The following is a 14,893-nucleotide window of genomic DNA, read 5'->3' on the forward strand; positions in this document are numbered from 1 at the left end:
ACGGGTTTCCCGTCCAACGGCGTCGGCGTATGTGGTGCTTTGCAGCTCAGCGTGCGAAGCGCAGTGTGACCAATTGGAACGGCCGGAGCACCAACTCCACCACTGAGTCCTCCCCTGCAGTCACGCCAGGAGCTTCTACAGCCCGTTCCAGCAGGTCCGTGGCTGTGGCTCCAACGGCCTCGAAACCGGGCCGCAGCGTGGCAACAGAGCGTTCTCCCAGCGACTCGTAGAGCCTGACGATCACATCATCCGATCCATCCTCGGCCAGCTTCACGGCTTCGACCACAATGGCCGGGTTCGAGACCGACACCAAAGGCTCCACTCCTCGGCCACCGGTCACGAACCGTGGCTTCAGGTTGGTCCGGTACCCCTCTTCAACAGCGTCAGCGATCGCAGCACCTGGCCTGATGGAAACCTCCAAGATGTGCTCTCCCCTGTCTGCTTCAGGATCCGGGAACCGCGCCGAGCGCAGCAGCGAGGTGCGGACCGTCGTCGTGGTTCCGCCATCGGTGCGGACCGCCCTGGTGACGTCGTGTCCATAGCTGGAGGAATTGCTGACGGCCACACCGTAGCCGGGCTCGGCAACATGGATCCAGCGATGCGCGCAGATTTCGAACTTGGCAGCTTCCCAGGACGTGTTGGTGTGCGTGGGCCGGAACACGTGGCCGAACTGCGTTTCGGACGCCGAACGATCCGCCCTCACGTCCAGCGGGAAGGCGATCTTCAGCATCTTTTCGCGTTCCTGCCAGTCCACCGTGGTGGCAATCCCCAGGGATTTGGCACCGGCGTCGAGCGTGATTCGCTGGGTGATGGTGGAGGCGCCCACCTTCCGTTGAACCATCACGACGACGCCGGCCGGCGTGCGCTCGAGGTCGATGGTGTCTGCGTCGGTCAGTTGGGTGACGTTCCTGCGGTAGAACTCTTCGATGTCCCACGCATCCCATTCGTTGGGAGTATCCCTGAACAACTCCAGCAGGTTGCCGGCCTGCCCGGGAGCAATGGCCTCGCGGCCGCTGGCATGGTCCACCAAGGAGGTGAGCAAGCCGTTCCCGTCCAGGACTGCACGAATGATGCCGTTGTCCAGCACGAAGCCCTCGCCCGGTTCTTCCACCTGGACACCGGTGCCGGGTCCGCTGGCCTCGGCGATCGCCAAAGCCTGCACGCCACTGCGCTGATGGGGTGCGGCGTTCAGCAGGTAGCTGGTGCCGCCGGTACCCACCAAAGCCTGGGCAGCCTCGGCGATGATGGCCTCGAGGTCACGGGCAATGGCCTCGTAGTTGCGCTCTGCGTCCTGGTGCACCCAGGCGATGGAGCTGCCCGGCAGGATGTCGTGGAACTGTTGCAGGAGGACCAACTGCCAGAGCCGCTTCAGCTCCTCCCGGGGGTAGGTGTAGCCGGCCCCCAGCCGGACTGCTGCGGTGGAGCACCACAGCTCGGCCTCACGCAGCAGGTGTTCGCTGCGACGGTTGCCCAGCTTGGTCTTGGCCTGGCTGGTGTAGGTTCCGCGGTGCATTTCCAGATACATCTCGCCCACCCAGACCGGCAGGTTGGTGTACTCCGCCTCGGCCTTGGTGAAAAAGTCCTCTGCTGTGCCCATCCGGACCCTCGGGGAGCCCTCCAGGTCCGCCGTGCGGTGTGCTGCGGCCACCATCTCACGCGTAGGTCCGCCACCGCCGTCGCCGTACCCGAACGGCACCAGGGACATGGTTCCGCGGCCGTGGTCGCGGTAGTTGCGTTCGGCATGGGCCAGTTCCCGGGCGTGCAGCTCAGCATTGTAGGTATCCACTGGCGGGAAGTGGGTGAACAGCCGGGTTCCGTCGATGCCCTCCCACGTAAAGGTGTGGTGCGGCATGCGGTTGACCTTGTTCCAGGAAATCTTCTGCGTCAGGAACCAGCGGGAACCGGCCTCCTTCACGATCTGCGGGATGGCACCGGAATAGCCGAAGGAGTCCGGCAGCCAGGCCTCCCGGCATTCGACGTCGAATTCCTTCAGGAAGAAGCTCTTGCCTTCCACGAACTGGCGGGCCATGGCCTCTCCGCCCGGCATATTGGTGTCCGATTCCACCCACATGCCACCCACGGGGATGAACTGGCCGGCCTTGACCTTCTCCCGGATGCGGACAAAGAGCTCAGGGAAGTACTCCTTGATCCACGCCATCTGCTGGGCTGAAGAGCAGGAAAACACAAAGTCGGGATCTTCATCCATGAGGGCCACCACGTTGGAGAACGTCCTGGCACATTTACGGATGGTCTCCCGGACCGGCCACAACCATGCGGAGTCGATGTGGGCATGGCCTGTGGCCAGGAGCTGGTGGGCGGAAGCGTAGGCGGGCCGTCCCAACACTTCCTTCAACGCTTCGCGACCGGCAGCGGCAGTCCCGGGGACATCGTCCGGGTCCATGATGTCCAGCATGCGTTCGAGCGCCCTGAGGATTTCGTGGCGGCGGGGAAGTTCCATGGGAAGTTCATGCATGAGGCCGCTCAGTGTCCAGATGTCCTGGTTGAGTTCCCACACGGTCTCGTTGAGTTCAGCCATGGCGATGCGACCCAGGCGGTACCGTGGCTCCTCGCCTGAGGTAGCTTTGTCTCCGAGCGGGGTGGGAGCGAAGGACCAGCCTTGGGCGACGTCCGGGTTCGCTGCAGCTTCAACATAGAAATCAACGGAGTGTCCGCCGCCGAGCAGTTTGAGGGGGACGTGATAATTCCGGGGCGAGATCGCCTTGATGATGCTGCCGTCGGCGCGCCAGGCAGTGCCTTCGCACTGGAAACCGGGGACGTCGCTGTTGAATCCGAGATCCACAATGACTTCCACCGAGGTAGCTTCAGCCATGCCCCAGTCCTGCGGGACTTCACCCTGCAGGTGCAGCCACTTGGTACTCCAGGCCTTTCCCCACGGGGCACCGTGCTCCTGCGGGACGAACAGCTGGCGCACGGCTTCGGCCGCCGGCACGGGCTCGCCGGGAACCTCCCAACTGCTCAATTCCAGCGGTATGGCTCTGCCGTAAATGGCCGGAAGAATGCGTTCCCGAACGAATCGATCGAGGCGCTGTTCAGTAATCCGGCGGTCGTCGTGCAATTAATTCCCCTTTGGGCTTTAGCTGGGTATCACGCTTGGCACACGCACCGGGGTGCGCGTTGCGACGGCAATTCTGGGTTCGCCGCGCTTCCAATCGATGGATAAAATCTACGTTGTTCCAGCTCAATAGCCAAGTGATTGACGGCTATCCCCCATGGACAGTGCATCGGCCTGGAGCGGTTCCGCAACAATCCTGTCCCGTCCGGCATAGACGTTGAGGCTGTGCCCACGACTGAACCCGGCCAAAGTAATCCCCGTCTCTTCGGCCAGTTCGGCCGCGAGGCTGGAGGGTGCACTGACCGCCGACAGCACGGGAATGCCCGCCATTGCCGCTTTCTGGACCAGTTCGAAGGACGCCCTGCCGGAGACCTGGAGGACTGTCCCACGCAGCGGCAGCATGCCGGCCCGCAAAGCCCAGCCCACTACTTTGTCCACGGCGTTGTGCCTTCCAACGTCTTCCCTGAGGCACAACAGCTCGGTGGTGCCGTCGTCGTGGATCCGGAAAAGACCTGCAGCATGGACGCCACCTGTTTTATCGAAGACCGCCTGGGCCTCCCGGAGGCGGTCCGGCAAGGACGCAAGGGCCCGTATCGGGACTGTGAGGGTGTCTTCCTTGGGGCTGTGGTGGGAGGCCTTGCGGACGGCGTCAATGGAGTCCGTCCCGCAGATTCCGCATGAGCTGGACGTGTAGACATTGCGGCCGGTGTCAGGCCGTTCCACGTCGGGCCGAAGCTGCGCATCCACCACGTTGAAGGTCTGCACCCCGTCCTCGTTCTCCCCCGCGCAGAAACGCTCGGAGATCAGCTGGGCAGGTTCCCACACGATTCCCTCGGAGACAAGGAATCCCGCAACGAGGTCAAAATCGTCTCCCGGGGTCCGCATGGTGACGGAGAAGGACATCTCCCCCAACCGGATCTCCAGGGGCTCCTCCACCGCGAGGACGTCTTCTTTGAAGCGGACGGGATGCTCCAGCGCTTGCGGCGAGCCGTCCAGGACAAACTTATGTACCTTGCGTCGCTGGGTTACCCGTCCCATGTCAGGATCCGTCCTCCTCATGCTTGATAAATCTTACCGTCATGGCTTTGTAGCCGGGCGTATTGGATTCCCGTGCCACCAGTTCGCGGTGCACCAAGGCGTTGGCCTCAGGGAAGTACGCTGCGGCGCAACCCTTGGCCGTGGGGTAACCGATCAGCCGAAACTTGTTGGCACGTCGCTCCGTTCCGGCAAACGTGGAGATGACATCCACAAGATCGCGGTCCTGGAAACCGAGTTCCGCCAAGTCGTCCGGATGGACCAGGATGACCCTGCGGCCGTCAGAAACGCCACGGTACCGGTCATCGAGGCCATAGAACGTGGTGTTGTACTGATCGTGGCTGCGGACCGTCTGGAGGATCAGGTGGCCCGCCGGCGCTTCGAGGTACTCCAGCGGACGCACCGAGAAGCGTCCCTTGCCGATGTCCGTGGCGAACGTGCGGGTATCCCGGGGCGGATTGGGAAGGACGAAACCGTTCTTGGTACGAACCCTGGCATTGAAGTCCTCAAAGCCTGGAATCACCCGGGAGATATGGTCCCGGATCACGTCGTAATCCTCGGCCATGGCCCGCCAGTCCACGCTGTGGTCATCACCCAGGGTGGCTTGGGCCATGCGGGCCACGATCACCGGCTCACTGAGCAGGTGTTCGGAGACCGGCTCCAGCCTTCCCTGTGTTTTGTGGATGACGGACATGGAGTCTTCCACGGACAGGAACTGCTTGCCTGTGGGGTGTTTGTCATCGGTATCGGTCCTGCCCAGCGTGGGCAGGATCAGCGACGTTTTGCCACGGACCACGTGGGCGCGGTTCGGCTTGGTGGAGATGTGGACCGTCAGCCCTGCCTTCTTCAAGCCTTCTTCCAAGGCTGCGGTGTCGGAGCCGGCCGCTGCGAAGTTCCCACCCATGGAGACGAAAACATCAACCTCACCCTTTTCCAGGGCGTGCTGGGTTTCCACCGAGTCATAGCCGTGGTCCCGCGGCATGTGGAAGCCGAATTCCTTGTCCAACGCCGCCAGGAAGGATTCCTTGGGTTTCTCCCAGATGCCCATGGTGCGGTCACCCTGCACATTGGAGTGTCCACGGACAGGGCAGGCTCCGGCGCCGCGCTTGCCGAAGTTCCCTTGCAACAGCAACAGGTTGATGATTTCGCGCAGCGTGTCCACCGAATGCGGCTGCTGTGTCAGTCCAAGGGCCCAGCAGATGATGGTTGCCTTGGAGGCAGCCATCATCTCCGCGGCCTTGGTGATCTGCCGCCGGGTCAGGCCGGTGGCCCGCTCCGTCTCAGCCCAGTCCAGTGTTGTACGCGCTTCCTTGTAAGCGGCGAACCCTTCGGTCTGCTGCTCAATAAAAGAATGGTCGACGACGGTGCCCGGGTTGCGCTCCTCTTCCTCCAGGAGCAGGTGGCCCAAGGCCTGGAACAACGCGAGGTCGCCACCGACCTTGATCTGCAAAAATTCGTCCGCGATGGTGGTGCCGCCGCCGATGACGCCGTTGAGGGACTGAGGGTCCTTGAAGTTCAGGAGGCCGGCTTCGGGAAGCGGATTCACAGCGACGATCTTTCCGCCGTTGTTCTTGCAGTCCCGCAGTGCAGACAGCATCCGGGGATGGTTGGTTCCCGGATTCTGTCCCACCACCAGGACCAGTTCGGCGTGGTGGATATCCTCCAGCGAAACTGTGCCTTTGCCGATTCCAATGGTGGGATTCAGTGCGCTGCCGGACGATTCATGGCACATGTTGGAGCAGTCCGGAAGGTTGTTGGTGCCCAGGCTTCGGGCGAACAACTGATACATGAAGGCGGTCTCATTGGCCGTCCGGCCGGAGGTATAGAAAACGCACTTCTCCGGAGTGGTGGCGTTGATGTGCTCACCGATCAGGGCGAAGGCCTCGGTCCAGCTGATGGGTTTGTAGTGGGTGTCTCCGGGCTTGATGACCACAGGCTCGGACAATCTTCCCTGGCTCCCCAGCCAGTATTCGGTCTTGCCTTCAAGATCGGCCAGGGAGTGCTTGGCCCAGAACTCTGCGCCCACTGTGCGGGTGGTACTTTCCTCGGCGATCGCCTTGGCGCCGTTCTCGCAGAACTCGGCGGGACTGCGCCTGCCCGTGATGGATTCCGGCCACGCACATCCCGGGCAGTCAAAGCCATCGTGCTGGTTGACCCTGAGCATGGAACGGACCGTGCGGCCTACTCCGGCCTGGGCGTATCCGCGTTCAAGGGCCACCGTGACAGCCTTAAGTCCGGCGGCGGCTTGCTTGGGCGGGTGGATTTGCAGGTCATCTTCATTGATGTCCTGTTCGGGAGCATGCCTGTTCATGAGTCCATCATTGCACTTTGTGGGCGTCCTTTCCTGGTTCGCTGCAGCGCACAGGAGGTTCACCGCGGGCCACGGGAGGCCACTGCTCAGGCGTCCAGCGCACTCCAGTCCACGGGGCCGGAGGGTGCCTTTTTTGCCTGCCGTGCCGGGGCCTTGCGAGGCTTGTCTTCCGCGGACGCGGGCGCAGGCAACGGTTTGCCCCAGGGCAACGCAAACGCCGGGACCAACTCACCGAGTTGGACTCCATGGGGCGGAACCACCATCACCCCGTCCGCGCCTGCCAGGCCCCGCATCATCCCGGGACCAGCGTGCTGCGCCGGCGAGGCCAGGCCGTACACCAGCTTGAACGGCGTCAGTCGCGTCCGGCCGGGATCTGCCTCGATCATTGCGCCGCACGGAACCTCGCCCACTTCGGGCAACTGACCATGCCCCAATGCCGCCAGCAACGGCGCACCAACTGTCAACAAGGCCATCATTGCCGCCAGCGGATTTCCCGGCAGGCCCAGGATAAAGCGGCCATCGGGCAGTTCAGCCAGGACGGCAGGATGGCCAGGACGCATGGCGATGCCATCGATCAGCAGCCGGCCGCCAAGTTCTGCCACCGCCCGCCTGAAGTGGTCAGTCCCCGAACGGCCCGTCCCGCCAGTAGTGATGACGACGTCGGCCGGAGGTTCAGTCTCCTCGTAGGGACCGGCTGCGAGCTCGTCCATGGCCGGCTCAGTGTCCTGGAGGGCGGCAATCCACTCTTCGTAGTTGTCCCCCACTCTGAGCCGGTCCCCTGCAATGCCGCCCAGGAGCTCTACCACGGCACCCAATTGCGGGCCGAAGGTATCGCGGACCTGTCCGGGCTGCGGGATTCCCTGTTCCACAACCTCGGAACCTGTCAGCAGGAACCTGACCAGCGGCTTGCCAAGAACCTCCAGATGGTCCAGGCCGGCCAGCGCAGCCAGGGCAACGTGGGCCGGGTTGAGCACGGTTCCGGCGGCGAGCAGGACCTCGCCCTCGGCTGCCTCTTCTGCGGCTTTGCGGATGTGCTGGCCGTTACGGGGTTCTCCCGGTTTGGCGGCGCCGCCCAACGCAAGGACCGGCAGTCCGTCGTCGTCGGTGGTGATCACTCCGCTCTCGCTGCGCAGTACTGCCTTGGCCCCGGGTGGTATCAGACCACCGGTGACAATGGGACTTGCCTGGTGCGGCGCGAGCCTCTGGCCCGGCTCGCTCAGTATCCAGGGACCACTTCCGTTAACGGCCCAGCCGTCCATGGCGGAGGAAGCGTAGTGCGGCATATCCTGCACCGCCCGGGCGTCGGCAGCGAGCGTGCGGCCCAGGGCTGATCTGAGCGGCACCGGGCCGGGCGGGATGGGCGTGGCGCATTCGAACGCGCGCTGCCGGGCCTCCTGCCAGGTGTGCGCTGCGTGATGGCCCTCCGCGGGGGCCTCCGTCATTCGGTGTCTGCCTCGGACTCCGAGTACTCCTTGGCAACGTTGCGGGCCAGTTCCAACGCCGCGTTCATGGACGCGTCATCGCTTGCCTGGCCAATGCCGCGGGCCATGCCCGCCGCGTAACCGGCAATGAATGTGGTGAGGGGTGCGGCGGGACGAACCACTGAATGTGCCGCCACTCCGGCGACGGCAAGCACTTCATTGATGTCCACTTCAACGCCTTCAAGCTCAAATGCCTGCAGCAGTGTGCGGCACCATTCCTCGAGCGTCTCTTCCTGGCTCTTCACGTCCGCCTCCAACTTGTAGTCAATGCCCAAGGCCGCAGCGTCCTCCCACGTATCCACGTCCTCCGTGGAGCCTGCGGGGACGGCAACGTCCAGCAGGTTCAGCCTAGCAAGCAGGCGGAACACCGAAGAGTTCGTTAACCCGGAACCTTGGGAAGCTACGGCCACCTCGCGGACCAAAGCGGCGGTGTTGTAGGCCCCCAGAAGAGGTTGCTTGCGCCCATCGACGGATACTGCCATGGCACCCTCCACGCCAGGATGAGCCGCCAGCGCCCTCCACAGATCAGCAACCCCACGGGAAGCAAAAGGCATGTCGCAGGCCAGAACCAAGGTCCACGGAGCCTCGGTACCCCTGCGTTCCAGTGCTGCCAACCCGGCAGCGATGGCCGCAGCCGGACCTGCAAATGCCGGCTCCTCCCGTGCACGCAGCACCCCGTCCGGCAACGGCATACCACCCGGTCCTGAAGCTTCCGGACCCACCACCACCACCGCTGCAGCACCCCGGGCCGCCTGCAGGGCATGCGAAAGGAGGGTGTCGCCGTCGTACATCAGCGATGGCTTGGGCACGCCACCGAGGCGGGTGGCCCTGCCACCCGCCAAAATCACGGCATTGAACTCCATCCGCCCAGATTACCGGGGCGGCCGGAGTTCAGCAGAAATCGATCAGGCAGCGGATTCCGGCAACAGGAACGGGTCCCAGTCCGGCGCAGGTTTCTCGAGTTCCTTGATCTGCCACATGGTTCCCTGGGGAACCCCTGGCGTGAAACGGAGCTTCCAGCCCATTTCAGCCAGCGTATGGTCGCTCTTGGCGTTGTTGCATTTCAAGCACGCCGCAACCAGGTTTTCCCAGGAATCCGCGCCGCCCCTGGATTTGGGGTGGACGTGGTCTATGGTGTGGGCTGTTTTCCCGCAGTAGGCGCAGCGATGGCCGTCGCGGCGAAGGACCCCGCGGCGGCTCACGGCAGTAATCCTGTTGTACCGGGGACGGATGTAGCGGTTGAGGAGGATCACGGAGGGGCGTCCGAGAATCTCCTGTGGCCCGACGACAGGCTCGTCGCCTTCGGCCACTACGCTAGCTTTCCCAGTCAACACAAGGACCAGCGCCCGGCGGAATGTTATTACCGCCAGCGGTTCATATCCAGCATTCAGAACGAGTGTGCGCATGCACGTACCTCTTCACGGCCGCACCCGTCAGGGGCACGAGGGCCGGCTGCCCTCTGCTTGTACGGGCTGTGGATCGACAAGATAAGGGTAAGCACTTATATGCCGTATCAACGAATCTTTCTGTCGATTCCCGTGCAGTGTCGGCAAAAGTTCATGCCGGGTTAAGGGTAGGAGGACCGGTTCCAGTGCCTTAAAGCAAAACACCCCGCGGGCCGAAGCCTGAGGGGTGTTGCTGCCTTGCGTAAGTCCGGGTCAGCCGTTCACACGGATGAAGACCGGGCCGGAGCCGACGTTGACGCTGAACAGTGCCGTGGTGGATCCGTTCCATCCACCATGGACTGCCTTGCCGTTGCCGACGTACACAGCAATGTGTGCCTGTCCGGCCAGACCACCGTTGGCGTAGTAAGCGAGATCGCCGGGCTGTGCTTCCGCTGCGCTGACGGTGCGGCCAAGGGAGAGGTAGCCGGCCGGCCAGTCGTGGAAGTTGATGCCAACGGCTGCCAGGGAATTGGTCACCAGCATGGTGCAGTCCTGGGTCACACCGAGCTGTGCGTAGGCAGCAGCAGCGATTGCCGCACCAAGGCCACTGGCAGCGGCCGGAGCCTTTGCTGCAGGAGCCGCGGTGTTGACCGCCAGCGTGGCTTTACCGGCAGTGGCCGTGACTTCTGCTGTCTTCTTGGTTTCAACCTTGGCAGGAGCCTTCTTCTCCACAGGAACCGGGGCCTGCACCGTGGTGACCACGGGGCGTTCGTAAGAGATGGCAACCGTGGAGTCCGCAGCGATGGTCGCCTGCACTACCGACTGGACGTCGAGGGTGGAGGTCGAGGTGGACTCGCGGTCAACGTTGGTGTCTGCTGCGTTGGCGGCCACGCTGCCCGTCAGGACCAAACCCGAAGCTGCGGCAATGACGGCTGCCTGGCGGCCCACGCCACCGGCGTTTTCACTGACGGCCTTGGCGATCACGGCAAGCGAGCTGGTCTTGGGGGCCTCAGCGCGATGCCGTGCAACCTTTGGTGCACTGGTCATGGTTTTCTCTTTTCGTATCCGCGTGCAGTTGGGGTACACGCGGCTCATTGGTGCGACGGCACGTGGGGCATGCCGGCGAACCCCGAACTGGATTATTTCTAGCGGAGGGTAAAGAAGGAGGAGGTGCCCGTGGAGGCAGCCGAGTGCAGGAGCGTGCCCTGTCCAGGGTTCAAAGCGCTGATCATCATGCCGTTGCCGACGTAGATGCCAACGTGTGCTCCACCGTTCTGCATGACCAGGTCACCGGGAGCAGGGGTGCTGGTGGGCTTCATGGCCGTCCAGGCGTTGACGCGGGGAATGCTGATCCCGGCCTGGGCGTAAACCCACTGGGTGAAGCCGGAGCAGTCCCAGCCGTTGGGCGTGGTGCCGCCCCAAACGTACGGGTGGCCGATGCCGGTGTAGGCGATCGCAGCGAGGCCGGAAGCGGCGGCGCTGGAAGCAGCGTCCTTGGCTTCGGAGGACTTCGCGGTCACGGCGCCTGCGGTGGTCTGGTTGCCGTTGGCCGCGGTCCGCTGGGTGGCCTGCGAAGCGCGCTGGACAACCTTGGGAGCTTCCTTGGTGGCCACGACGGGGCTTTCGAAGGAGACAGTAGCGGTGGGCTCTGCTGTGACTACTGCAGTGGTGACCATCTGCTGGGTGCTGGAGGCTTCCGACTTGGAAACGTCGGTGTCTGCTGCCTGGGCCGGCAGACCGACGCTAAGGACGAGGCCTGAGGCTGCTGCCAGAACGACGGCCTGACGGCCAACGGTACCGGCGTTGGATGAAACAGCCTTGGAAAGCGTGTTCAAAGGGTTCGTACGAACCGATTCGGCGCGATGGCGCGCAGGGGTAGTGCGTGATGACACGTAGGTAGCCTCTCCCAATGCCTGCGAGGTGAGCTGTCGGATTCGGATGGGAGTCATCCGGCCGCGCTGCTTCAAGGAAGCTTTTGCGACTTAACCCCAAGGCCTTCTTACGAAGACCAGAAGTGGTTCCCCCGCCCCTGCCAGACGATTTATGCGAACGGACCTTGAGCGGTGGCAGAGCTAGGCAATCCACTCAAGTGCACCGGCCCCCTAAAAAGCCGATGCGCTTTGTACGGTACAACAGTTGAACGTGAATGTCACATTCAGGTCACGGGGTGTGTCACGAATGCGAGAGACGACCATCAAATGGACTAAAGCCAGCCCATGGGGTCAACAACTTCACCGTTGACCTGTACTTCAAAGTGGAGGTGGCAGCCAGTGGAGGCGCCCGTGGTGCCGCTCAGCGCAACAGTGTCGCCGCGACTGACAGTCTGGCCCACCTTGACGGTGAAGGAGGACAGGTGGTTATACGTGGTCTCAAGGCCGTTTCCGTGGTCTACCACCACGCGGTTGCCTCCGCCGTACTCGTGCCACCCGGCAAAGGTAACCTTGCCGCTGGCTGCGGCATGGACTGCCGTGCCGCACTGGGCTACGAAGTCCTGACCGCGGTGAAAGTCACCGGAACCACCCGTGAGGGGGCTGATGCGGTAGCCAAAGGGGGAAGCAGTGGTCAGTGTATCGAGGGGGCTGGCCATGGTGCCCGTGGACGAGGCGCGCTGGATGCTTCCGGCGGACTGCGCACTGAGCAATTGCTTCAGCTTGCCATCAGGATCGGCGGCGGTGGCAACTGCGGCGCGGCTGAAGTCGATTTTTGCCGATGCAGCAGCCGACACTTCGGGCTGGCTGCCACCGGTGACAGCCAGGGCTGCCTCGGTTTGGCCTGATTCGGAAGTTGCCATGACCGGGCTGGTGGCCGGCAGACCTACAGTCAGGGCAAGTCCGGTGGCGGCAAGCGCAACTCCGGCCTTCTGCCCGACACCACTGGCTGCGGCGAAGTCGGCTACCTGGCGTAACGGGCTCTTACGGCGGCGCACCTGGCGTTCGGTGTCGCGTGGCCGGATCTCCGATACGACGCGGGCTGGCCGCAGCTCAGCAGCGGGGCCCGACGCGCGGCGGCGGCCCCTGACGTTCTGCGTTGTCAAACTCTGTTCCTCTCTCAAAAGCCTGCGAAGTTAGCTGTCGGATTCGGGTCAGAGAGTTCAAAGACCCGGTCCGCACGAAGCGCTCACGGCACACAGGTATCCCAAGAGGGACTTGCGTAAATGGGCACTTCTGCTGCGGACTTCACCCCAAGGCTGCTTCTTTAGACAGCCGCTTGTGGTTCCCCCGCCTCTGCCAGTGGTGGATGACACACCTGTTCCGCTGGCAGAGCTCGGCTCCGGAACAGGTAACGCTTTGGTATCAGCGCTAGTAGATAACTATAGGGGATTAAGGCCCGCAGTAATAAATTCGTTATCAACAGGAAGAGGCATGATGAGCCGGCCCCTTATCACTAATTGCGGAAAACCGCAGGTCACACGCGCGCCATCAGCTCAAAAGTGAGATATGACACCGCGTCAGGAAAGGCGTGTCAGCCGACGGTGACAAAGACGTGCGCCGCCACCTCGGGCGGGAGCTCCAGGGCTCCCTCAATACCGGGGACCCGGACGGAGATGTATTCGCCAACGCGCTCGAGTGACACAGCTGCTCCGGGACGGATCCCGCCTTCATCCAGCTGGGTGAGGAGTTCAGGCTCAACCTGGATGGGCTCCGCCAAACGGGTGACCGCCACGTGGGAATTGGCCGCATACCCGTCCATCGCCTGGAGGAGGTTGACATCGAGGCGGGGGAAAGGCTGACTTGCAAGGCCACCGAGCGCTTCGAGGCCCGGGATGGGGTTGCCATAAGGAGATTCGGTCGGGTGTTCCAGGAGTTCGTACAGCCGCCGTTCCACACGCTCGCTCATCACGTGTTCCCAGCGACACGCTTCGTCGTGGACATAAGCCCAGTCCAGGCCGATGACATCAGCCAGGAGCCGCTCGGCAAGGCGGTGCTTGCGCATGACCTCGGTGGCTCGCTTGCGTCCCACCTCGGTCAGTTCCAGGTGGCGGTCGTTGGAAACAATCACCAAGCCGTCGCGCTCCATGCGTCCGATGGTCTGGGAAACCGTGGGACCGGAGTGCCGCAACCGCTCGGCGATGCGGGCCCTGAGAGCCACGATGTTCTCTTCTTCAAGCTCCAAAATGGTCCGAAGATACATCTCAGTGGTATCGATCAGATCCGTCATCCAGCTCAGCTCTCCTCGAACGCAGTTCCTTGCGTAATCTCCACCGTACAGCGTCCCTTGCCAGGGTGGCCGGTGTGCACCGCCGCCCCATGGACGCCAACCACCAGCCTAGCTTATTTGGAATTACTCTGGATAATTCCGGTCGCATATGGTTGGCCGGCATTCCACGTGGCGGACTATGACGGCTGCAGGTTCCTGCCTCCGCACCGGGTCAGGCAGAATTGGGGGTGTCGAAGGGGCAGTTGATGCCACCTGCCACGACCCATCTCTAGCCGATACCCATTGGAGCCACACGTGAGCGACAACAGCATCACCATTCCCGCAGATCTGCTGCCCAAGGACGGACGCTTCGGCGCAGGACCCTCCAAGGTCCGTCCGGAACAGATCGAGGCACTGTCTGCCGCTTCGTCCACCATCCTGGGCACGTCCCACCGCCAGGCTCCGGTCAAGAACCTCGTGGGTTCTGTTCGTGAAGGACTCAGCCAGTTCTTCCGTGCGCCCGAGGGCTACGAAGTCGTCCTCGGCGTTGGCGGTTCCACAGCTTTTTGGGATGTTGCCGCATTCGGCCTGGTCGAGAAAAAAGCACAGCACCTCTCGTTCGGTGAGTTCGGTTCGAAGTTTGCTGCCGCCACCAACAAGGCGCCGTTCCTGGACGCTTCCTCTATCATCAAGGCCGAGCCGGGCACCCGCCCGGTGTCCCAAGCCGAGGCCGGCGTCGACGTCTATGCCTGGCCCCAGAACGAGACCTCCACGGGCGTAGCCGCTCCCGTCAAGCGGGTCCAGGGCGCCGACGAAGGCTCCCTGGTCCTGGTCGATGCCACCTCCGCTGCAGGCGGGTTGGACGTGGACGTCGCCGAGTCCGACGTCTACTACTTCGCCCCTCAGAAGAACTTCGCCTCTGACGGTGGCCTCTGGTTGGGCCTCTTCTCCCCCGCCGCCCTGGAGCGTGCGGCACGTATCAAGGCGTCCGGCCGCTGGATCCCGGACTTCCTGGACCTGCAGACCGCCATCGATAACTCAAAGCTCAACCAGACCTACAACACCCCTTCGCTGTCCACGCTGGTAACCCTGGACGCCCAGGTGCAGTGGCTCAACAGCAACGGTGGCTTGGACTTTGCGAGCAAGCGCACGGCCGACTCCGCCAACCGCATCTACTCCTGGGCCGAGGCCTCAGAGTACGCCACCCCCTTTGTCACAAACGCTGAAGACCGTTCCAACGTGATCGCCACCATCGATTTTGATGACTCCATTGATGCCTCGGCGATCGCCAAGGTGCTGCGTGCCAACGGCGTGGTGGATACCGAGCCCTACCGCAAGCTGGGCCGCAACCAGCTGCGCATTGCTACGTTTGTTGCCATTGAGCCAGACGACGTTTCGGCCCTGCTGGCCAGCATCGACTACGTGGTGGGAGAGCTGAAGAAGTAGCAGCACCGGCTGCCAGTCGGCGTCG

General features: G+C 63.2%; 11 protein-coding genes and 2 riboswitches. Of the genes, 1 reads left to right on the forward strand and 10 read right to left on the reverse strand.

What is annotated here, in order from left to right; genetic code table 11:
* Nucleotides 1-46 precede the first annotated feature (46 nt).
* The 10 genes from M1D51_RS16870 to M1D51_RS16915 all read right to left on the reverse strand — a co-directional run bounded on the left by M1D51_RS16870 (nt 47) and on the right by M1D51_RS16915 (nt 13,443).
* Complete coding sequence (locus M1D51_RS16870) at nt 47-3,076, reverse strand: alpha-mannosidase (RefSeq protein ID WP_458107313.1); 3,030 nt, start codon at nt 3,074-3,076, stop codon at nt 47-49.
* 123 nt (nt 3,077-3,199) lie between these two features.
* On the reverse strand, nt 3,200-4,111 hold the full coding sequence (fdhD, locus tag M1D51_RS16875; RefSeq protein ID WP_458107314.1) for a formate dehydrogenase accessory sulfurtransferase FdhD: 912 nt from the start codon (nt 4,109-4,111) through the stop codon (nt 3,200-3,202).
* Between the two features lies 1 nt (nt 4,112).
* Nucleotides 4,113-6,419: an FdhF/YdeP family oxidoreductase gene (locus M1D51_RS16880; protein ID WP_458107315.1), complete on the reverse strand. Its 2,307-nt coding sequence runs from the start codon at nt 6,417-6,419 to the stop codon at nt 4,113-4,115.
* A gap of 86 nt (nt 6,420-6,505) precedes the next feature.
* On the reverse strand, nt 6,506-7,861 hold the full coding sequence (locus M1D51_RS16885; protein WP_458107316.1) for a molybdopterin molybdotransferase MoeA: 1,356 nt from the start codon (nt 7,859-7,861) through the stop codon (nt 6,506-6,508).
* Nucleotides 7,858-8,763 carry an NTP transferase domain-containing protein gene (locus tag M1D51_RS16890; RefSeq protein ID WP_458107317.1) on the reverse strand — a complete coding sequence of 302 codons (906 nt, stop codon included), beginning with the start codon at nt 8,761-8,763 and terminating at the stop codon, nt 7,858-7,860. Before M1D51_RS16890 ends, M1D51_RS16885 begins: the two co-directional genes overlap by 4 nt.
* Before the next feature lie 42 nt (nt 8,764-8,805).
* Complete coding sequence (locus tag M1D51_RS16895) at nt 8,806-9,306, reverse strand: HNH endonuclease (protein ID WP_024819811.1); 501 nt, start codon at nt 9,304-9,306, stop codon at nt 8,806-8,808.
* A gap of 252 nt (nt 9,307-9,558) precedes the next feature.
* A complete protein-coding gene (locus M1D51_RS16900) occupies nt 9,559-10,332 on the reverse strand; it encodes an NlpC/P60 family protein (protein ID WP_458107318.1) in 774 nt (257 codons plus the stop codon).
* Between the two features lie 98 nt (nt 10,333-10,430).
* On the reverse strand, nt 10,431-11,177 hold the full coding sequence (locus tag M1D51_RS16905) for a C40 family peptidase (protein WP_458107319.1): 747 nt from the start codon (nt 11,175-11,177) through the stop codon (nt 10,431-10,433).
* Between the two features lie 4 nt (nt 11,178-11,181).
* A riboswitch (cyclic di-AMP (ydaO/yuaA leader) is annotated at nt 11,182-11,343 on the reverse strand.
* Nucleotides 11,344-11,488: 145 nt separating this feature from the next.
* Entirely contained in the window at nt 11,489-12,319 is an 831-nt protein-coding gene (locus M1D51_RS16910; protein ID WP_172323006.1) for a M23 family metallopeptidase, read from the reverse strand.
* Nucleotides 12,320-12,325: 6 nt separating this feature from the next.
* A riboswitch (cyclic di-AMP (ydaO/yuaA leader) is annotated at nt 12,326-12,555 on the reverse strand.
* A 192-nt stretch (nt 12,556-12,747) separates the two neighbouring features.
* A complete protein-coding gene (locus tag M1D51_RS16915; RefSeq protein WP_458107320.1) occupies nt 12,748-13,443 on the reverse strand; it encodes a metal-dependent transcriptional regulator in 696 nt (231 codons plus the stop codon).
* Between the two features lie 294 nt (nt 13,444-13,737).
* Here M1D51_RS16915 and serC point away from each other — a divergent pair, with 294 nt between their 5' ends.
* A complete protein-coding gene (gene serC, locus M1D51_RS16920) occupies nt 13,738-14,868 on the forward strand; it encodes a phosphoserine transaminase (protein ID WP_172323008.1) in 1,131 nt (376 codons plus the stop codon).
* Nucleotides 14,869-14,893 lie beyond the last annotated feature (25 nt).

The sequence above is a fragment of the Arthrobacter sp. R3-55 genome, assembly GCF_054161505.1.

Bases quoted from the DNA above. Each gene is read 5' to 3' on its own strand.
- M1D51_RS16895 (WP_024819811.1), bottom strand. From the start codon at position 9,306: ATGCGCACACTCGTTCTGAATGCTGGATATGAACCGCTGGCGGTAATA.
- M1D51_RS16885 (WP_458107316.1), bottom strand. From the start codon at position 7,861: ATGACGGAGGCCCCCGCGGAGGGCCATCACGCAGCGCACACCTGGCAG.
- M1D51_RS16900 (WP_458107318.1), bottom strand. From the start codon at position 10,332: ATGACCAGTGCACCAAAGGTTGCACGGCATCGCGCTGAGGCCCCCAAG.
- M1D51_RS16880 (WP_458107315.1), bottom strand. From the start codon at position 6,419: ATGAACAGGCATGCTCCCGAACAGGACATCAATGAAGATGACCTGCAA.
- M1D51_RS16915 (WP_458107320.1), bottom strand. From the start codon at position 13,443: ATGACGGATCTGATCGATACCACTGAGATGTATCTTCGGACCATTTTG.
- M1D51_RS16890 (WP_458107317.1), bottom strand. From the start codon at position 8,763: ATGGAGTTCAATGCCGTGATTTTGGCGGGTGGCAGGGCCACCCGCCTC.
- fdhD (WP_458107314.1), bottom strand. From the start codon at position 4,111: ATGGGACGGGTAACCCAGCGACGCAAGGTACATAAGTTTGTCCTGGAC.